Raw genomic sequence first — 19,720 nt, forward strand, 5'->3', positions numbered from 1 at the left:
CATCGATCACCCGGCTTTTAAGGCTGACAATGCGACTGGTTTTCCCCTTATTGATGTTCACCGCACTGGCCCTGCTGCTGAATGCCACGGCTGCGAATGCCGCACCGCAACATGCGCTGACTGTGTATGGCGAACCCGCCAGATACCCCGCCGGCTTCAGTCACTTTGCCTATGCCAACCCGCAGGCCCCCAAGGGCGGCAGCCTGCGTCGCTCGGCGATGGAGATCGGCCACTTCGATCATGTGCTGCCTTATATCGACAAGGGCATCGGAGTGTCGCAACTCGATGGGTTGATCTACTCGCCGCTGGCCCAGCGCTCGCTGGATGAGCCCTACACGGTGTATGGCCTGGTGGCGCAAAAAATGGAGCGGGCCGACGACGGTTTGTCGCTGCGTTTTTATCTGAACCCCAAGGCCCGCTTCGCCGACGGCACGCCGATCACCGCCGAGGATGTGCGCTACACCTACGATTTGCTGATGACCCAGGGCAGCCTGCGTTATCGCACCCAGTTCGCCGACGTCAAGGGCGTCGAAGTGGAGTCAGCGCGCACCATCCGCTTCGACTTCAAAAGCAATGAAAACCGCACCCTGCCCCTGGACCTTGCGACCTTGCCGGTGCTTCCCGAACACTGGTGGAAGACCCGCGATTTCGCCAATGGCGGCGGCTATGAAGCGCCGCTGGGCAGCGGCCCGTATCGAGTCAGCAAGATCGACTCCGGGCGCAGCATTACCTTTGTCCGCAACGCCGACTGGTGGGGCAAAGATCTCCCCGTCAGCCGCGGGCTCTACAACTTCGATCGTTTCAGCATCGAGTACTTCGGCGACACCGATGTTGCCCGCCAGGTGCTGCGTGGCGGCGCCTACGACTACAATCGAGAGTTCTCTGCCACCGCTTACTCCATCGGCTACGACAGCCCGGCCCTGAGCGATGGCCGTCTGCAAAAGGCTCACCTGGCCAAGCAAGCACCACAACCGGCCCAAGGCTATGTGTTCAACCTGCAAAACCCGATGTTCCAGGACCGCCGCGTGCGGCAGGCGCTGGCCATGCTCTGGGACTTCGAGTGGAGCAACCGGCAAATGATGCGGGACCTGTATGTGCGCCAGCAGAGCTTCTTTTCCAACACCTCTCTGGCGGCCCGGGCGCTTCCCGATGCAGGCGAACTGGCGATTCTCGAACCGTTGCGCGGGCAGGTTCCCGATGAAGTCTTCACTCAGGTATTCGAAGCGCCGAAAACCGACGGCAGCGGCCTGATCCGCGATAAACAACTGCAGGCCCTGGCCTTGCTGGAAGAAGCCGGCTGGAAACCGCACGGCGACCAACTGGTCAACGCTGCGGGGCAACCACTGAGTTTCACCTTCCTCAACACCCAGGGCGGGATCGAGCGTCTGCTACTGCCCTACAAGCGCACCCTGGCGCAGATCGGCATCACCCTGAACATACGGCGCATCGACTCCTCGCAATACATCAACCGCTTGATGGCCCGTGATTACGACATGATCGTCACTGGCTATCCAGTCACCACCTCGCCGGGTATGGAGTTGTATAACTACTTCGGCTCGGCCTCGGCCAATGACGCTGGTTCCAATAACTACATGGTCCTGAAGGATCCGGCGGTCGACACGCTGATCAGCGGGCTGGTCAAGGCCACCACTCAGCCAGAGATGCTGCGATATGCCCATGCACTGGATCGCGTGCTGCAGTGGAACTACTACTGGATTTCCAACTACTACCCGCCGGGCTCCGCCACAGTGTGGTGGAACCGTTTCGGTATTCCGGCGGTGCAAGCCAGCAATGATGAAGCCATCGAGAGCTGGTGGGAAATGAGCTCCGTACCACTGACCAACGAGCAGATGGCCGCTGAGCGCATCCGCCGTGGCAAACCCGGAGGGCCGCATTGATGCTGGCTTACATACTGCGGCGCTTGCTGCTGGTCATCCCGACCCTGCTGATGATTCTGCTGGTCAACTTCGTCATCGTCCAGGCGGCGCCCGGCGGTCCGGTGGAACAGGCCGTTGCGCGCCTGCAAGGGATTGGCGGCGGTGGCATCGGTGCTTCGAGCGACGCCATTAGCCACGGCTCGCGGGCCAGTCGCGGCCTCGACCCGCAACTGATCAAGGACATCGAAAAGCAATATGGCTTCGACAAACCGGCCCATGAACGCCTGTGGCTGATGCTCAAAAGCTATGCCCGGCTGGACTTCGGCAAGAGCTTCTTTCGCGGCGCCACGGTCACCGAGCTGATTCTGGACAAGATGCCAGTGACCATCTCTCTTGGACTCTGGGCGACGCTTATCACCTATCTGGTGTCGATCCCGCTGGGAATTCGCAAGGCGGTCCATCACGGCAGCCACTTCGACATCTGGAGCAGCACCGCGATCATCCTCGGCTACGCCATGCCGGCATTTTTGTTCGCCATGTTTTTGATCGTAGTCTTTGCCGGCGGCACCTCGTTGAACTGGTTCCCGGTGCGCGGTCTGGTTTCGGAGAACTTCGATCAGCTATCGACTATCGGCAAAATCGCTGACTACTTCTGGCACCTGGTGCTACCCGTCACCTCGCTGGTAGTTGGTGGTTTCGCCACGCTGACCATTCTCACGAAAAACTCGTTCCTCAATGAAATCACCCGTCAGTACGTGGTCACCGCCCGCGCCAAAGGGCTGAGCGAGCGTCGGGTGCTTTACGGCCATGTGTTCCGCAATGCGATGCTGCTGGTGGTTTCCGGAATTCCTCAGGCGTTTATCAGTGTGTTTTTCGCCGGCTCCCTGTTGATCGAAGTGATCTTCTCTCTCGACGGTCTGGGTCGCATGAGTTACGAAGCGGCGGTTTCACGGGATTACCCGGTGGTGTTCGGCTCGCTGTTCATTTTCACCCTGTTCGGCCTGCTGATAAAACTCATCGGTGACCTCTGCTACACGCTGGTCGACCCGCGTATCGACTTTGCCGCGAGGAATGCCTGATGTTCAGACTTTCGCCGCTAGGTCGTCGACGTTTCGACCGTTTCAAGAAAAACCGCCGTGGCTGGTGGTCGCTGTGGCTGTTTATCGGCCTGTTCATCCTGACGTTGGGCGGTGAACTGATCGCCAATGACAAACCGCTGGTGGTCAGCTATCAGGACTCGCTGTATTTCCCGGTGTTCAAGCGCTACACCGAACAGGAATTCGGTGGTCAGTTGCCGTTCCAGGCCGACTACCGTAGCGACTACGTGCAGCAACTGATTCGCAAGGACGGCGGCTGGCTGCTGTTCCCGCCGATTCCGTTCAGCGATGACACACCCAACTACGACCTCAATCAGCCAACCCCCAGCCCGCCGACGAAAGTGAACTGGCTCGGTACCGATGATCAAGCGCGTGATGTTTTGGCGCGGGTGATTTTTGGCGCCCGGGTGTCGATTCTGTTTGCCTTGGCGCTGACCTTTATCAGCGCGCTGATCGGCATCGCCGCCGGCGCTTTGCAGGGCTACTACGGCGGCTGGGTCGATCTGCTCGGTCAGCGGCTGCTGGAAGTCTGGTCGGGGCTGCCGGTGCTGTACCTGCTGATCATCCTGTCAGGCTTCGTCGAGCCGAATTTCTGGTGGTTGCTGGGCATCATGGCGCTGTTTTCCTGGCTGGCGCTGGTGGACGTGGTGCGTGCCGAGTTTCTGCGCGGGCGTAACCTGGAATACGTCAAAGCCGCCCGCGCCCTTGGCTTGACCGACCGTAAAGTGATAGTGCGGCACATCCTGCCCAATGCCATGAATGCCACCTTGAGCTACTTGCCGTTCATTCTGACCGGGGCGATTTCGACCCTCACTGCGCTGGACTTCCTCGGCTTCGGCATGCCCGCCGGCAGCGCCTCGCTGGGCGAGCTGATCGGCCAGGGCAAGCAGAATCTGCAAGCACCGTGGCTCGGTCTGACCGCATTTTTTACCCTGGCGTTGATTCTTTCTTTACTGGTGTTTATTGGCGAGGCGTTGCGTGATGCGTTCGATCCGCGATCTTGAAACGGACTGTTGATATGAGTGACAACCTGATCGAAATCCGCGACCTCTGTGTGGCCTTCAGCGGCCAGACCGTGGTGCGCGACCTGTACCTGGATATCCGTCCCGGAGAATGCCTGGCGCTGGTGGGCGAATCGGGCTCGGGCAAGTCGGTGACCGCCCACTCGATCCTGCAATTGCTGCCCGAATCCGGCACGCACACATCGGGCAGCATTCGCTATCGCGGCCAGGAACTGTTGGGGGCTGATTCCGGCACGCTGCGACAGCTTCGCGGCAATCGCATTGCGATGATTTTTCAGGAGCCGATGACCTCCCTCAATCCGCTGCACAGCATCGAAAAGCAGATCGGCGAAACCCTGTTGGTGCACAAAGGCCTGGGCGGCAAAGCGGCACAACAACGGATCATCGAATTGCTGGAACTGGTGGGCATTCATAAACCCCTGGAGCGGCTCAAGGCCTATCCGCATCAGCTCTCCGGCGGCCAGCGGCAACGGGTGATGATCGCCATGGCCCTGGCCTGCGAACCGGAACTGCTGATCGCCGACGAACCGACTACCGCGCTGGACGTGACGGTGCAACGCAAGATTCTGTTGCTGCTCAAGTCCCTGCAAAAACGTCTCGGCATGTCGTTGCTGCTGATCAGCCACGACCTCAACCTGGTGCGCAGCATCGCGCAACGGGTCTGCGTGATGCGCGCCGGAGAAATCGTCGAGCAGGCGGATTCCGAGACACTCTTCACTCACCCGAAACACCCCTATAGCTGCGTACTGCTGAACGCCGAACCGGAAGGTGAAGCCTTGGCTCGGGATGAGCGTGAAGCGGTGTTGCAGGTCGATAACCTCAGCGTGGTCTTCCCGTTGAGCGGCGGACTGTTTCAGCGCAAGACCTGGCTGCGTGCGGTCGACGGCATCAGCCTTAGCCTGCAGCGTGGCAAGACCCTGGGCATTGTTGGCGAGTCCGGTTCCGGCAAGTCCACCCTCGGTCAGGCGATCCTGCGCCTGCTCGATTCCGAAGGCAGCATCCGCTTTCAAGGGCAAGCACTCGATGGCCTGACCCAGAAGCAACTGCGGCCCTGGCGCAAGCAGATGCAAGTGGTGTTTCAGGACCCGTTCGGCAGTCTCAGCCCACGCATGTCAGTGGCGCAGATCATCAGCGAGGGCCTGGAAGTGCACAGCCAGTCGACGGCTGCCGAATGCGAAGCCCAGGTCATTCGGGTGCTCGAAGAAGTCGGCCTCGATCCACAAAGCCGCCATCGCTATCCCCACGAATTTTCCGGCGGCCAGCGCCAACGCATCGCCATCGCCCGGGCCCTGGTGCTCAAGCCGGCACTGATTCTGCTGGACGAGCCGACTTCGGCGCTGGACCGTACGGTGCAAAAACAGGTGGTCGCCCTGCTCCGTCAGCTGCAGGAAAAACATGGCCTGACCTACCTGTTCATCAGCCATGACCTGGCGGTGATACGCGCCCTGGCCCACGACATGATCGTGATCAAGGACGGCAAAGTGGTGGAAAGCGGCGCCAGCCATGAGGTATTCGATGCGCCGCAGCATCCCTATACCAAAGAACTCCTGGCCGCCGCGCTCCCGCATTCGCCGCCGACCCTGTAACCTTGGGTGCATCACAACCTCATTCCTTATCCGGACGTCACATGAGCCCTAACGCAGAACTCTATAACCCCTCCACCGACTACGCCGACAAGCTGATCACACGCATCGGCCAGACCCCCACCTGGATCGCCAAGCGCATCGGCGTCACCGACAAGCGTATTCGCTACATCCTGGAAGGCTCGCGAACCGTCAAAGGCGAAACCACCTTGATCCAGATGACCTATACCGAGCAGTTCGCCCTCGAGTGTCTGGCGGCCGAGGCCGCTGCCCGGAAAAAATAACGCATCTGAGACCGCCCATGAACGACACCGAAAGCCTCAAGGATTACCAGCGCGTTCGCCTGCTGGCGATCCGCTCGTTGTTCGAGATCATCGAGCAGTCCAGCGAAGGCACGGTGATCGTCGACCGTGACGCCAACATCGTCTGGATGAACGAACGTTATGCCAAACGCTTCGGCCTCGAATCGGCCGAGGTGGCCATCGGCAAGCCTTGCGAAAGCGTGATCCCCGGCAGTCTGCTGCGCGAAGTGGTGCGCACGGGCCGGCCGATCCTGCTGGACATGCAGGACACCCCGAAAGAACCGCTGGTGGTGATGCGCCTGCCGATCCATGACGCTGCCGGCACGGTCATCGGCGCCATCGGCTTTGCCCTGTTCGATGAACTGCGCAGCCTGTCACCGATGCTCAAGCGTTACATGAGCATGCAGGAGGAGCTGGCCTCAACCCGATCGCTGCTACGGGCGCGGCAGACCAAGTACAACTTCGCGCACTTTATCGGCACCAGCGCTGCCAGCCTGGAAGTCAAACGCCGCGCCCGGCGCAGCGCCAGCGCCGAATCGCCGGTACTGCTGCTGGGTGAAACCGGTACCGGCAAGGAACTGCTGGCCCAGGCGATTCATGGCGCTTCACCGCGGGCGCACAAAGCCTTTGTCAGCATCAACAGCGCGGCGATTCCGGAAGCGCTGCTGGAAGCCGAATTTTTCGGCACCGCACCCGGCGCCTTCACCGGCGCGGACCGCAAGGGTCGAAGCGGAAAACTGCAGATCGCCCAGGGCGGCACCTTGTTTCTCGACGAGATCGGCGACATGCCGCTGCCGCTGCAAAGCAAGTTGCTGCGAGTGTTGCAGGAAAAAGAGTTCGAACCGGTGGGTTCCAACGAAGTGATTCAGAGCGATGTGCGGGTGATTGCCGCCACCTCGACCGACCTGCAAGCCGCCATCAAGCGCGGCGAGTTTCGCGCCGACTTGTATTACCGCCTCAATGTGCTGCCGATTCAAGTGCCGCCGCTACGTGAACGGCTCGACGATCTGCCAGCGCTGAGCGAAGCGATCCTGGAAGAACTGCGCAGCCAGCATGAACTCGACAGCGAAGCCCTGGCACTGCTCGGTCAGCACGCCTGGCCGGGCAACATCCGCGAACTGCGCAACGTGCTGGAGCGCGCAGCGTTGCTCAGCGATGACCTGATGTTGAATGCGGCGGATATCCGGGCGGCGATCGGCACTTTCAGTCCGGTGGAGCGCCTTGCGTCTTTTGCGCAAGAGCCTGTGGCCAATGAAACCTTCAGCGCCGCGCGGGAGCGGTTTGACCGGCAGTTGATTGAAACGACCCTCGCGCAATGCGCTGGGAAAGTGATTGAGGCTGCGGCGCGATTGGGGCTGGGGCGCTCTACGCTGTACAAGAAGATGGTGGCGTTGGGGATTGCAGAGTCTCAGTAGAGAGACTTGAATCTCCATATAGAGAAAATCTTTTTTGAGCGCTTCGCGCTCATCGCGAGCAAGCTCGCTCCCACAGTGGCCTGCGTCGGTCACCAATTTTGTGTACACCACCAAATCCTGTGGGAGCGAGCTTGCTCGCGAAGGGTCCCTTCCTGTTTAAAAATATCTCTAATCAGAGACAAACATCCTAAAATCAACTCAAATCTATAAAAATATCAATATATTTCAATAGCTTAAAGCAATGGCACGAAACTAGCTAAGCCTACAGCCACAAAAGCTTCACCCTACAAAAATAACAATCCAGGAGACACACCATGAGTGTGATCATTGCCTTGGCAGCTCTCACGCTGCTGATGCTCGCTGCTTACCGTGGCTACAGCGTTATCCTCTTCGCCCCCATTGCCGCCCTCGGCGCGGTGCTCCTGACTGACCCCTCTGCAGTCGCTCCGGCCTTCACCGGGGTGTTCATGGAGAAAATGGTCGGCTTCATCAAACTGTATTTCCCGGTGTTCCTGCTTGGCGCTGTGTTCGGCAAGCTGATTGAGCTGTCGGGCTTCTCGCGCTCGATCGTCGCGGCGGCCATTCGCTTGCTCGGCACCCGTCAGGCGATGCTGGTGATTGTGCTGGTCTGCGCCCTGCTGACCTACGGCGGCGTGTCGCTGTTCGTGGTGGTGTTCGCGGTCTATCCGTTTGCCGCCGAGATGTTCCGCCAGAGCAATATCCCCAAGCGCCTGATCCCGGCGACCATCGCCCTCGGTGCGTTCTCCTTCACCATGGATGCCTTGCCCGGCACCCCGCAGATCCAGAACATCATCCCCAGCACCTTTTTCAATACCACCGCCTGGGCTGCGCCATGGCTTGGCCTGGTCGGCGCGATTTTCGTTTTCTGCGTCGGCATGCTGTATCTGCAACGCCAGCGCAACAAGGCCCAGCGTTCGGGTGAAGGCTACGGCGCAGAACTGCGTAACGAGCCGGAAACCGCCGAAGATATCAAGCTGCCCAACCCCTGGATCGCCCTCTCGCCGCTACTGCTGGTGGGCCTGATGAACCTGCTGTTCACCCGCTGGATTCCACTCTGGTACGGCAAGACCCACAGCCTCAGCCTGCCGGGCATGACCGCGCCGGTGCAAACCGAAATCGCCAAGCTCACGGCCATCTGGGCGGTCCAGGCGGCGCTGCTGGTGGGCATCATCATGGTGCTGATCTTTGGCTTCCAGGCGATCCGCGGCAGACTCGCCGAAGGCAGCAGAAGCGCGGTCAGCGGCGCGTTGCTGGCGGCAATGAACACCGCATCGGAATACGGCTTCGGCGCTGTGATCGCCTCGCTGCCGGGCTTCCTGGTGTTGGCCGACTGGCTCAAGAGCATTCCCAATCCGCTGGTCAACGAAGCCATCACCGTCACCCTGCTGGCGGGTATCACCGGCTCGGCTTCGGGCGGCATGAGCATCGCCCTGGCGGCAATGTCCAACAGCTTTATCGCGGCGGCCAATGCGGCGAATATTCCGCTGGAAGTCCTGCACCGGGTCGCGGCCATGGCCAGCGGCGGCATGGACACCCTGCCGCATAACGGCGCGGTGATCACCCTGCTGGCCGTTACCGGCCTGACCCACCGCGAAGCCTATAAAGATATTTTCGGCATCACCATCATCAAGACCCTGGCGGTTTTCGTGGTGATCGGCACCTTCTACGCCACTGGCATTGTGTGAGGCATTTATGACGAATCTTACCGGCAAAACCGCATTGGTCACCGGCTCCACCAGCGGCATCGGCCTGGGCATCGCCCTGAGCCTGGCCAAGGCCGGCGCCAACCTGATCCTCAACGGCTTCGGCGATGCCAGTGCAGTGATCGCCGAAGTGAAACAGTTCGGCGCCAAGGTCGGCCATCACCCGGCCGATGTCAGCGACCCGGCGCAGATCGCCGAAATGATCGCCTATGCCGAACGCGAATTCGGCGGCGTCGACATTCTGGTGAACAACGCCGGTATCCAGCATGTGGCCGCCGTGGAGGACTTCCCGGTGGAGCGCTGGGACTCGATCATCGCCATCAACCTTTCATCGGTGTTCCACAGTACCCGCCTGAGCCTGCCGGGGATGCGCGCCAAAGGCTGGGGACGGATCATCAACATCGCCTCGGTGCACGGCCAGGTCGGCTCGGTGGGCAAGGCCGCTTATGTCGCCGCCAAACATGGGGTGATCGGCCTGACCAAAGTGGTCGGCCTGGAAACCGCCACCAGCAATGTCACCTGCAACGCCATTTGCCCGGGCTGGGTGCTGACCCCGCTGGTGCAGAAACAGATCGATGATCGCGTAGCCAGAGGCGCCGATCCGCAGCAAGCGCAACATGATCTATTGGCCGAGAAGCAGCCGTCACTGGAATTCGTCACTCCACCGCAGTTGGGTGAACTGGTACTATTTTTATGCAGTGAAGCCGGTAGCCAGGTGCGTGGCGCGGCGTGGAATGTCGATGGTGGGTGGTTGGCGCAGTAAGCAGCCGATAGACCGAGTTATCGTTCTTCGCGGGCAAGTCGGATCGCCGCACCGCCGCTCCCACAAGGACAGTGCATAACCTGTGGGAGCGGGCTTGCCCGCGAATGGACTTCGAGATCACAACAAGAGACCCTTTATGTCCGAAATCTTGTGGCAACCCAGCGCCGAGCGAATCAGCAAGACCCGGATGGAGGTCTTTCGGCGTTTCGTCAATCACCGACACGACCTTGAACTCGCCGACTACCCGGCCCTGCACCAATGGAGCATCGATCGGCGCGAAGATTTCTGGCAGGCCATCGTCGATTTCTTCGACATCGAATTTCATACAGCACCCAGCGCAGTATTGCTGGAAGGCCCGCAGATGCCCAGCGCCCACTGGTTTCCCGGGGCCACGCTGAATTTCGCCGAGCATCTGCTGCGGCGCCGTGACCAGTGTCCGGCGGTGATCGCCATCCGCGAGAACGGTCAGCGCGAACAACTCACCTACGCCGACCTGGCCAGCCATGTCGCCGGCCTGCAAAAAAGCCTGCAAGCGGCCGGTGTCGGTCTCGGCGACCGGGTGGCCGCGTGCATGCCGAATACCTGGCAAACCCTGGTGGGCATGCTCGCCACCACCAGCCTGGGGGCGATCTGGTCCTGCTCCTCGCCGGATTTCGGCACCCAAGGGGTGATCGACCGTTTCGGTCAGATCGAGCCCAAGGTGCTGATTACCTGCGCCGGCTACCGCTATGCGGGCAAAGAGATCGGCCAGACGCTGAAGGTCAACGAGATCCTCCAGCGCCTGCCATCGCTACAGCAATTGATCATCGTGCCTTATGCCAATCCTCAAACTCGCGCCGAGGACTTCCAGACCGCGGCCAACGTGACGCTCTGGAATGATTTCTATCAAGCCGGCGGCGAGCCAGAATTCGTCGCCGTGCCCTTTGAACATCCGCTGTACATCCTCTATTCCAGCGGCACCACCGGTGTGCCGAAATGCATCATCCACAGTACCGGCGGTGTACTGCTGCAACACGTCAAGGAACATGGCCTGCACGTTGACCTTGGGCGTGACGATCGGCTGTTCTACTACACCACCTGCGGCTGGATGATGTGGAACTGGCTGGTCTCGGCGCTGGCGGTCGGCGCAAGCGTGGTGCTGTTCGACGGCTCGCCGTTTCACCCTGTGCCTGCGCGGTTGATCGACCTGATCGACAGCGAACAGATCAGCGTATTCGGCACCAGCCCCAAATATCTGGCAGCCCTGGAAAGCGCCGGCGTTCAGCCGCGTCGCAGCCACGACCTGAGCAGTCTCAAAGCGCTGCTGTCCACCGGCTCGCCGCTGTCACCCCACAGCTACGATTACGTCTACCGCGAGATCAAAAGCGATCTGTGTTTGTCCTCGATGTCTGGCGGCACCGATATCGTTTCGTGTTTTGTGATCGGCAATCCATTGCAACCGGTGCGCCGTGGCGAGATGCAGGGCAAGAGCCTGGGCATGGCCATCGAGGTGTGGAACGACGCCGGCCAGCCGGTTGTCGGAGAGAAAGGCGAACTGGTCTGTACCCGTCACTTCCCGGCCATGCCGATCGGTTTCTGGAATGATCCGTCCCAGGAAAAACTGCACGCCTCGTATTTCAGCCAGTTCCCCGGTGTGTGGGCCCAGGGCGACTATGCCGAACAGCTGCCCCACGGCAGCCTGATGATCCATGGCCGTTCGGACGCGGTGCTCAACCCCGGCGGCGTACGCATCGGCACTGCGGAAATCTACCGGCAGGTGGAAAAGCTCGAGCAAGTGGTGGAAAGCGTCGCCATTGGCCAGAGCTGGCAGGACGACGTGCGAGTGGTACTGTTCGTTCGCCTGAAGGAAGGCGTCGAGCTCAATGAAGCGCTCGAACAAGAGATTCGCCAGGTCATCCGCGCCAACACCACGCCACGGCATGTACCGGCGAAAATTCTTGCCGTCACCGATATTCCACGCACCATCAGCGGCAAGATTGTTGAACTGGCGGTAAGGAATGTAGTGCATGGGGTAGCGGTGAAAAACACCGATGCACTGGCCAATCCAGAGGCGCTGGAGCAGTTTCGGGATAGAGTGGAGTTGCAAGTGTAAGGAACCGGGCGGGAAACGCCGCCAGCCATTGCGGGTGAAACAGTGGTATTGGTGGAGGACGATCCGGCGGTGCGCATGTTGGTACTCAATGTGCTCGGTGAATTGGGCTATCACGCCCATGAAGCTGAAGACGCCAAAACCGCACTGCCGCTGCTGGAGTCGGACCTGCGGGTCGACCTGCTGGTGACCGACCTCGGCCTGCCGGGCATGAATGGCCGGCAACTGGCGGAAATCGCCCGCCAGTATCGCCCGCAACTCAAAGTGCTGTTCATGACCGGTTATGCCGAAAAGGCCCTCGAACGCCAGGGTTTTCTTGAGGAGGGCATGGACATGGTTGTCAAACCGTTCTCCATCGACGTGCTGGCCAACAAGATTCGCACGATGATCAGCCAGAAAAGCTGAGTTTCGGGCATAATCCCGCGCCCCGCTGACACCACCGCTTCAAGGTAACTGCCCGATGAAAGCTCAAGCCCGCCATATCCTGGTGAAAACGGCCGAAGAAGCCGAACAACTCAAGCAGCGTATCGCCAAAGGCGAAGCCTTCGATGTGTTGGCCAGGAAGTACTCCACCTGCCCCTCCGGCAAGCGCGGCGGTGACTTGGGCGAAGTACGGCCCGGGCAGATGGTCGGCGCCATTGACCAAGTGATCTTCAAAAAACCGCTGCGCACTGTGCATGGGCCGATCAAGAGCAAGTTTGGTTATCACCTGGTGCAGGTGTTTTATCGGGATTGATGAGGGAAGACATTGTGGCGAGGGAGCTTGCTCCCGCTGGCTCGCGAAGCGGGCCCAAAATCGGTCATCGCGATTTGTCAGTTACATCGCGTCAGCCGATTTTACGACTGCTGCGCAGCCGAGCGGGAGCAAGCTCCCTCGCCACAGGGCCGCATTTCAATCCCGAGGGATTAGCGCCCCCGACACCTGTATCACCCGACTCGCCAATCGATGCCCGGCTTCAGCCGCCTGCACCGGGCTCCCTCCACCGAGCCGACTGGCCAGATACGCCGCACTGAACGAATCCCCCGCCGCCGTGGTATCCACCACTCGCTCGACCACCTGCGCCGGCACTTCAAAATACTCGCCTTCGCAACGAATCAAACACGCCTCAGCGCCGCGCTTGAGCACCACTTCCGAGGTACCGATCTGCTCATACGCGGCAAACACTGCTGCGCAATCGGAAAAATGGAACAGCGCCTGCTCGTCATCGACTGTCAGCAAGGCCAGGTCGACATACGGCAACACAGCGCGATACGCCGCCCGCGCGTCTTCGACCGAGGCCCACAAACGCGGCCGGTAATTGTTGTCGAAGACAATTCGCGCATCCCGCCGCCGGGCTTCAATAAGCGTCTCAAGCAGCTTTTCTCGCCCTTGAACGCCGAGCACCGCCAGGGTGATACCGCTGAAATACAGCACATCGTAATCCGGCAGTGCCACCAGAATCGGCGCGGCCGCAGGCGTGGTGAAGCAATCACGCACAGCTGCTTCATTGCGCCAATAGAGGAAGCGTCGCTCGCCTTGGGCGTCGGTCTGGATGCAATACAAACCGGGCAAGCGTCCCGGCAGACGCTGGACCATGCCCAGGCCAATGCCCTCGCCCGCCCAGCTCTGGCACATGGCATCGCTGAAGCTGTCATCACCCAGGGCGGTGACGTAGTCCACCGTGGCCCCGTCGCCCAGTTCGCGAGACAGATAAACGGCGGTGTTCAGGGTGTCGCCACCGAAGCTCTGTTGCAGGCTGCCGTCGGCGCGTTGCTGCAACTCGATCATGCACTCGCCGATCAGCGCGATACGCGGGGGATTGGGGCCGAGACTGCTGATGTTGTTCATTCTGGGACTCTTATGTTGACCGGATTACGACCGCTTCGTCCGAATGCGGCCCAGACCGGACGTAGCCTTCGGCAACTGCTACGGATGAGCGACATTTGTGCTTTTCGTAGCAGCTGGCGAAGCCTGCGTTCGATCGCGGAGCGGTCGCAAAACGGCAGGACTCAGTCTTCGGCCTAGAAACAGGTTTCCATGCTTTCGATGACATTCAACTGTTCATCCACCAGACACCCGGTGCGCCACTTGTCGAAGGTCAGGCACGGGTGGGAGGTGCCGAAGGAGATGATGTCCCCCACGCGTAATTCGCAACCGGGTGCCACTGTCATGAACGCATGCTGGTCCATGACCGCCGTCACCTTGCAGGCACTGACGTCGTCGCCCTCGGCCGGCAGTACACCGGCCTTGTAACGCAACAGCGGCACCGGCAAACCGGCATCGTACGCCACATCGCGCTTGCCCAGGGCGATCACCGCGAACCCCGGTTCCGGCAACGACTGCACATGGGCCCAGACTTCCAGCGCCGGGCGCAGGCCTTCGTGCAAATCACTGCGCCGATCCAGCACGCAGCATTGCGCTTCTTTGTAGATGCCATGATCGTGGGCCACATAACTGCCGGGGCGCAGCACGCTGAGGAAACGTCCGCTGGCGTTCTGCGCTTCGAAGGATTCGGCGATCAGGTCATACCAGGCCGAACCCGACGCAGTGATAATCGGCTTGTCGATATCGAAGGCGCCGCTGTCTTGCAACTCCACCGCCAGACGGACCAACGAGTCAGCAAACTGACGAATCCCGCTCACTGCCTGATCGCCGTGGATCACCCCTTCATAACCTTCGATGCCAGTCAGGGCCAGCGCCGGTTGCGCCTTGATCGACTGCGCCAGCTCCAGCACCTCCTGCTCGCTGCGGCAGCCGCAACGGCCGCCGACCACGCCGTATTCGATCATCACGTTCAGGCGCACACCGCGTCCGGCGAAAAACGCCCCGAGGTCGGCGACGTTGTCCGGATGATCGACCATGCAGTGGAATTCGAACTGCGGATCGGCCAGCAACTCGGCGATCAACGCCATGTTCGGCGCGCCGACCAACTGGTTGGCCATCAGCACCCGACGCACGCCGTGGGCATAGGCCGCACGGGTTTGCACCGCAGTGGCCAGGGTGATGCCCCAGGCGCCCTGCGCCAACTGACGACGAAACAACGCCGGGGTCATGCTGGTTTTGCCATGGGGCGCCAGTTCCGCGCCGCTGTTGCTGACGAAGTCCTGCATCCAGCGAATGTTGTGCTCCAGTGCGCCTTGGTGCAGCACCAGGGCCGGCAGGCTGACGTCGCGCACCAGGTTGACACCGGGTTGGGCGGCGCCCTTTTCCACGGCAGCGATATTCAAGGCAGAAGGCATGATCTGATTCCTCACAATCGCGGCCGCGAGCAGCCGCTGTTATTCGTTGATACGACGGGCCAGGTTGTTCGCGCTGTCGATCAGCACCCGGCGGTAGTCGTTGTAATTGTTCTTGGCGTCGGCCCGTGGGGCGACGATGCACAGGGTCGCAATGCAAATGCCGCGTTCGTCCTTCACCGGCGCGGCGAAGCAATGGGTAAAGGTGTCGGCCACACTGTCGAAGGAAAAGAAGCCATCGACCCCGGCCTGACGAATTTCCTTGAGGAAGGTTTCCAGCGGCAAGCGCTGACCGTCGGGCAGGATGAAGTCCTCGTCATCGATCAGCTCGACAATCTCCTGATCGCTCAAATGACTGAGCAGCAAGCGCCCGGAGGCGGTCCAGGGAATCGGCGCGTTCTCGCCGATATCCGAGGAAATCCGGAAATGCCGCTCGCCTTCTTTCATCAGCGCGACCGTGTACTTGCGCCCGTTGAGCAGGCACATCTGCGCGGTCTCGCGGGTCTGGCTGACGATTTCCTGCAAGGCATGATCAGCCTCGCGGCTCAGGTCGAAATGGCGCAAATGCGCCTGACCGAGGAAGTACAGCTGACGGCCCAGGTAGACATGACCGTCCTTGCCCACCGGTTCGAGAATCCGTCGTTCGAGCAAGGACGCGACCAATTCATAGACCGTGGATTTCGGGCTGCCGATGCCGCTGGCGATGTCGTTGGGGCGCAGCGGCTGGCCGATTTCCTTGAGGAAATCGAGGATATCGAACGCCCGGTCCAGCCCGCGAGCCCGGCGCTTGATGGTGTCTTTGGTCATATCAGTGGATTCCCATTCAGATTCGCCGGGGATATTGCCAGAACGCTGGCTTGACTGTCAGGCCGCGCAGAATTCAGCGCGGTCTAGGCCTTTTTCTTATAAGCCACGCAATCAATCTCAACCTTGCAGTCAACCATCATGTTCGCCTGCACACAGGCCCGGGCCGGGGCGTGTTCGCTTTTGAAGTACTCGGAAAACACCTTGTTGAAACTCCAGAAATCCCGCGGGTCCTCCAGCCACACGCCGGTACGCACCACATCTTCCAGGCCATAACCGGCCTCTTCGAGGATGGCGATCAGGTTGCGCATGGTCTGATGAGTCTGTTCGACGATCCCACCGCTGATGATCTCGCCATCCACCGCCGGGACCTGGCCGGACACGTACAGCCAGCCATCGGCTTCAACGGCGCGGGCAAACGGACGGGGCTGGCCGCCACCGGCGGTGCTACCGGTGCCGTAACGAGTAATGCTCATGGGTGTTTCTCCTGTGTTGAAGATTAAAATCGGGTGTTCTTGAGAAATTCCGCCAGACGCGGCGATTGCGGGCGCTCGAACAGCTCTTTGGGTGGCCCCTGCTCTTCGATACGGCCCTGATTCATGAAGACGATCTTGTCCGAGACTTCAAAGGCGAAGCGCATTTCGTGGGTCACCAGCAACATGGTCATGCCGTCCTCGGCCAGGCCCTTGATCACGCTCAGCACCTCACCCACTAGTTCCGGATCCAGCGCCGAGGTCACTTCGTCGAACAGCATCAGGCTCGGGTTCATGGCAATCGCCCGAGCAATCGCCACGCGCTGTTGCTGACCACCGGACAACTGACCGGGATAGTGGTCACGCCGATCCAGCAAGCCAACACGCTCCAGCCATTTTTCAGCCAGCGCGACCGCTTGGTCCTTGGGCAGCTTTTTGACTTTCAGCAACCCAAGGGTGACGTTCTGCAACGCACTCAGGTGCGGAAACAGATTGAACTGCTGAAACGCCATGCCGGTCATGGCCCGATGCCGGGCGATGACTTTCTCCGGATGACGCACACGCTTGCCATTGACCTCGTGGTAGCCGATGGACTCGCCATCGAGCATGATCTGCCCGCCCTGGAACTCTTCGAGCATGTTCACGCAGCGCAGCAGCGTGGTCTTGCCCGAGCCGCTGGAACCGATCAGCGTGACCACGTTGCCGCGCTGCATTTCCAGGTCGACGCCCTTGAGCACTTCAAGCTGGCCGTATTGTTTGTGCAGCCCGCGGATGCTCAGCAGTGCCTGGGCTTGTTTTGGATCTGTCGGAGATTGAATCGAAACTTGAGCGTGAGTCATGGCAAGGCCACCCGCTTTTCAATATGCCGGCCGAGTAACTCGATGGCGTAGTTGATGATGAAAAAGAGAAAACCGGCAAACAGGTAAAACTCCAGGGTCATGAACGTCCGGGCGATGATCTGCTGGGTGCTGAGCAGCAACTCGGCCACACCGATCACCGAGAGCAAGGTCGAAGCCTTGACGATCTCGGTCGATGAATTGACCCAGGTCGGCAGGATCTGCCGCAGCGCCTGGGGCAGCAACACGTAGCCAAGGGACTGATAAAACGTCAGGCCAATGGCCTTGCCCGCCTCCATTTGCCCGTTCGGCAACGCCTGCAAGGCACCGCGCACGATCTCCGCGACGTGGGAGCCACAAAACAGCGTCAGCCCCAGCACACCGGCCTGAAACGCGCTGATCTGCCAACCCAGCGCCGGTGCCATATAGAAGCAGGCCAGCACCAGCACAAACACCGGCGTGCCGCGTATCAGGTCGACGTAGAAGCGAAATGGCGCGCGCATCCAGAACTTGCCGTAGGTCAGCACAAGCCCGGCGACGATGCCGATCAAGGTGCCGAGCAAAATCGCCAGCACCGAACTCTGCACGCTGGTCAAAAAGCCCGACCACAAGACTTCGCGAGCTACCCACAATTCGTGCAACCAACTAGGGGATTGGTACATATGGGGGCCTTCCTAACGGCGAATCGCCAGACGCTGCTCCAGGTAACGCAGCAGCATGGCAATGAGGTAACAGGCAGCAACATAGAGCGCAGTGGTCACCAGCCAGGTTTCAATCACCCGGTAGCTCTCGACATTGATCTTGCGCGCGTAATAGGTCAGCTCCGGCACGGCAATCGCCGCCGCCAGCGAGGTGTCCTTGAACAGCGAAATGAAGTTGTTCGACAGCGCCGGCAACACATTGCGCAGCATCACCGGCACCGTGACGTAGGCCCGCACCTGCCACTCACCCAAACCGATCGCCAGCCCGGCTTCGCGCTGGCCCTTGGGAATACTCAGCAACCCGGCGCGGAACACTTCGGTCAAATAGGCCCCAGCGTACAACGACAGGGTGATGATGAACGACGGGATCTTGTCCAGCCGAATGCCCAGACTCGGCAAGGCGAAATAGATCAACAGAATCAACACCAGAATTGGCGTGTTACGGATCACCGTCACATACACCGATGCCATGGCCCGCAGCGCTCGATGCTTTGAAAGCAAAGCGAACGCCATCATCAGGCCGATCACGCAACCGATGGCGATCGACACCAGTGCCAGTTCCAGGCCCAATCCGAGCCCCGCCAGCAAGGTGTCGAAATCGCGCCATACGGCGGCAAAGTTCAACTGATAGTTCATGGTCAGCAGTACCTTGAGCGGGGCGCCAAGCTGGGCGCCCCCACTCTCACCAGATCATTTGAATTCGACAGGGAAACCGATGGTGGGGGTAAGGCAAATCCACACCGAACCACTGTTTGAAGGACGCCGCGTAAGTCGGGAACTCAACGCCGGTCATGGATTCATGCAAGGTGGTGTTGACGAAATTCAGCCAGTCCTGATCGCCGCGCTTTACCGCGCACGCGTAGGTCTGTGGACTCCAGGCGTAAGTCGGGCTGCGATAACGGCCAGGGTTCTGCACCATCAGGTATTTGACCGACGACTGATCGGTAGCCGCCGCGTCAGCGCGACCAGAGTTCACCGCCTGATACATCAAATCGACGCTGTCGTACTGATCGACCTTGGCTTTGGGCAGCGCCTGATGCACCAGCTCTTCAGCGTACACATTCTGCAGCACCGCAACGGTCACGCCGTCGCCAGCGGCTTTCAGGTCTTCGATTTCCTTGTACTTGCTGTTGGCCGGCAACAGCAGGCCAACACCTTCGCGGTAGTACGGCAAGGTGAACGCCACCTGCTGTGCACGACTGGCGGTCACGGTGATGAACTGACAACTCATGTCGACCTTGTCGGTCAGCAGGTTCGGAATCCGCGCATCGGACGACTGCACCACGAACTCGACCTTGCTCGGGTCATTGAACAAACCCTTGGCGACCATCCGCGCAATATCGATATCAAAACCCTGCAACTTGCCGTCCGCGCCCTGGAAATGCCACGGCGCATTGGTACTGCCCGTGCCCACAATCAAACGACCGCGCTGCAACACGCTATCGAGCTTGCTGTCCGCCGCCTGCGCGACACCCACAGCAGAGGCCACAGCGGCGAGGAGAAAAACACACGCTTTAAACAAGGAAGGTCGGCGATGCATGGCAAGCACTCCAGGATGATGTATATTCCGCTATACCGGAACTAAGTATGTAACAACGGAATAGACAGCAGAAAGTGTGCCACAGGTTGCGGGAGAAATACGGGTGGAATTGAAAAGTGTTTTGAATCAACGGGATGAAAGAACGCGCCCGAATGCGTTACGAAAGGCACACAGGATGAGCGCTACCGTTGGCTACAGGCCACGTGTAGTTGGGCCACAAAGGGGGCGTGGGGTGGTTCCGAAAGGTGCAATGTTGCTCTTCATAAAATACAGGGCAG

The 19,720-nt window shown here is 60.2% G+C and carries 17 protein-coding genes and 2 pseudogenes; 11 read left to right on the plus strand and 8 right to left on the minus strand.

Going from position 1 to position 19,720, the window contains the following annotated elements:
- Positions 1-29 precede the first annotated feature (29 nt).
- From AC3I0A_RS16910 to AC3I0A_RS16960, 11 genes and pseudogenes are all read left to right on the plus strand, one after another.
- Positions 30-1,898 (plus strand): extracellular solute-binding protein, encoded by a 1,869-nt coding sequence (locus tag AC3I0A_RS16910; protein WP_489373258.1) that lies wholly within the window; start codon positions 30-32, stop codon positions 1,896-1,898.
- Positions 1,898-2,956, plus strand: a complete 1,059-nt coding sequence (locus AC3I0A_RS16915; RefSeq protein WP_489373260.1) for a microcin C ABC transporter permease YejB — start codon at positions 1,898-1,900, stop codon at positions 2,954-2,956. The genes AC3I0A_RS16910 and AC3I0A_RS16915 overlap by 1 nt, the downstream gene beginning before the upstream one ends.
- A complete protein-coding gene (locus AC3I0A_RS16920; protein WP_489373262.1) occupies positions 2,956-3,978 on the plus strand; it encodes an ABC transporter permease in 1,023 nt (340 codons plus the stop codon). The genes AC3I0A_RS16915 and AC3I0A_RS16920 overlap by 1 nt, the downstream gene beginning before the upstream one ends.
- 14 nt (positions 3,979-3,992) lie before the next feature.
- Positions 3,993-5,582, plus strand: a complete 1,590-nt coding sequence (locus AC3I0A_RS16925; RefSeq protein ID WP_489373263.1) for an ABC transporter ATP-binding protein — start codon at positions 3,993-3,995, stop codon at positions 5,580-5,582.
- 41 nt (positions 5,583-5,623) lie between these two features.
- Positions 5,624-5,863, plus strand: a complete 240-nt coding sequence (locus tag AC3I0A_RS16930) for a hypothetical protein (RefSeq protein WP_489373264.1) — start codon at positions 5,624-5,626, stop codon at positions 5,861-5,863.
- Between the two features lie 17 nt (positions 5,864-5,880).
- On the plus strand, positions 5,881-7,296 hold the full coding sequence (locus AC3I0A_RS16935) for a sigma-54 interaction domain-containing protein (RefSeq protein ID WP_489373266.1): 1,416 nt from the start codon (positions 5,881-5,883) through the stop codon (positions 7,294-7,296).
- Positions 7,297-7,610: 314 nt separating this feature from the next.
- Positions 7,611-9,002: a GntP family permease gene (locus AC3I0A_RS16940; protein ID WP_489373268.1), complete on the plus strand. Its 1,392-nt coding sequence runs from the start codon at positions 7,611-7,613 to the stop codon at positions 9,000-9,002.
- Positions 9,003-9,009: 7 nt separating this feature from the next.
- Positions 9,010-9,783 (plus strand): 3-hydroxybutyrate dehydrogenase, encoded by a 774-nt coding sequence (gene hbdH / locus AC3I0A_RS16945; RefSeq protein ID WP_489373270.1) that lies wholly within the window; start codon positions 9,010-9,012, stop codon positions 9,781-9,783.
- 136 nt (positions 9,784-9,919) lie between these two features.
- Positions 9,920-11,875, plus strand: a complete 1,956-nt coding sequence (locus AC3I0A_RS16950; RefSeq protein WP_489373272.1) for an acetoacetate--CoA ligase — start codon at positions 9,920-9,922, stop codon at positions 11,873-11,875.
- Positions 11,876-11,887: 12 nt separating this feature from the next.
- Positions 11,888-12,277 (plus strand): annotated as a pseudogene (locus AC3I0A_RS16955) (response regulator); the annotation flags it as partial.
- A 55-nt stretch (positions 12,278-12,332) separates the two neighbouring features.
- Positions 12,333-12,608, plus strand: coding sequence for a peptidylprolyl isomerase (locus AC3I0A_RS16960; RefSeq protein WP_489361230.1), 276 nt, complete (start codon positions 12,333-12,335; stop codon positions 12,606-12,608).
- Between the two features lie 156 nt (positions 12,609-12,764).
- Here the strand turns inward: AC3I0A_RS16960 and AC3I0A_RS16965 are convergent, their stop codons facing one another.
- The 8 genes and pseudogenes from AC3I0A_RS16965 to AC3I0A_RS17000 all read right to left on the minus strand — a co-directional run bounded on the left by AC3I0A_RS16965 (position 12,765) and on the right by AC3I0A_RS17000 (position 19,442).
- Positions 12,765-13,700 (minus strand): sugar kinase, encoded by a 936-nt coding sequence (locus AC3I0A_RS16965; protein ID WP_489373274.1) that lies wholly within the window; start codon positions 13,698-13,700, stop codon positions 12,765-12,767.
- Positions 13,701-13,873: 173 nt separating this feature from the next.
- On the minus strand, positions 13,874-15,091 hold the full coding sequence (locus AC3I0A_RS16970; RefSeq protein ID WP_489373276.1) for an amino acid deaminase: 1,218 nt from the start codon (positions 15,089-15,091) through the stop codon (positions 13,874-13,876).
- 39 nt (positions 15,092-15,130) lie between these two features.
- Positions 15,131-15,895 (minus strand): IclR family transcriptional regulator, encoded by a 765-nt coding sequence (locus AC3I0A_RS16975; protein ID WP_489373278.1) that lies wholly within the window; start codon positions 15,893-15,895, stop codon positions 15,131-15,133.
- An 83-nt stretch (positions 15,896-15,978) separates the two neighbouring features.
- Positions 15,979-16,368 carry a RidA family protein gene (locus AC3I0A_RS16980; RefSeq protein ID WP_489373280.1) on the minus strand — a complete coding sequence of 130 codons (390 nt, stop codon included), beginning with the start codon at positions 16,366-16,368 and terminating at the stop codon, positions 15,979-15,981.
- Positions 16,369-16,391: 23 nt separating this feature from the next.
- Positions 16,392-17,204, minus strand: coding sequence for an amino acid ABC transporter ATP-binding protein (locus AC3I0A_RS16985; RefSeq protein ID WP_489373282.1), 813 nt, complete (start codon positions 17,202-17,204; stop codon positions 16,392-16,394).
- Positions 17,201-17,863, minus strand: coding sequence for an amino acid ABC transporter permease (locus AC3I0A_RS16990; protein WP_489373283.1), 663 nt, complete (start codon positions 17,861-17,863; stop codon positions 17,201-17,203). Before AC3I0A_RS16990 ends, AC3I0A_RS16985 begins: the two co-directional genes overlap by 4 nt.
- Before the next feature lie 12 nt (positions 17,864-17,875).
- Positions 17,876-18,538, minus strand: coding sequence for an amino acid ABC transporter permease (locus AC3I0A_RS16995; RefSeq protein WP_489373284.1), 663 nt, complete (start codon positions 18,536-18,538; stop codon positions 17,876-17,878).
- Positions 18,539-18,592: 54 nt separating this feature from the next.
- A pseudogene (locus tag AC3I0A_RS17000) lies at positions 18,593-19,442 on the minus strand (transporter substrate-binding protein).
- Positions 19,443-19,720: the final 278 nt, after the last annotated feature.

This window comes from Pseudomonas sp. KH_024_B2, assembly GCF_057839965.1.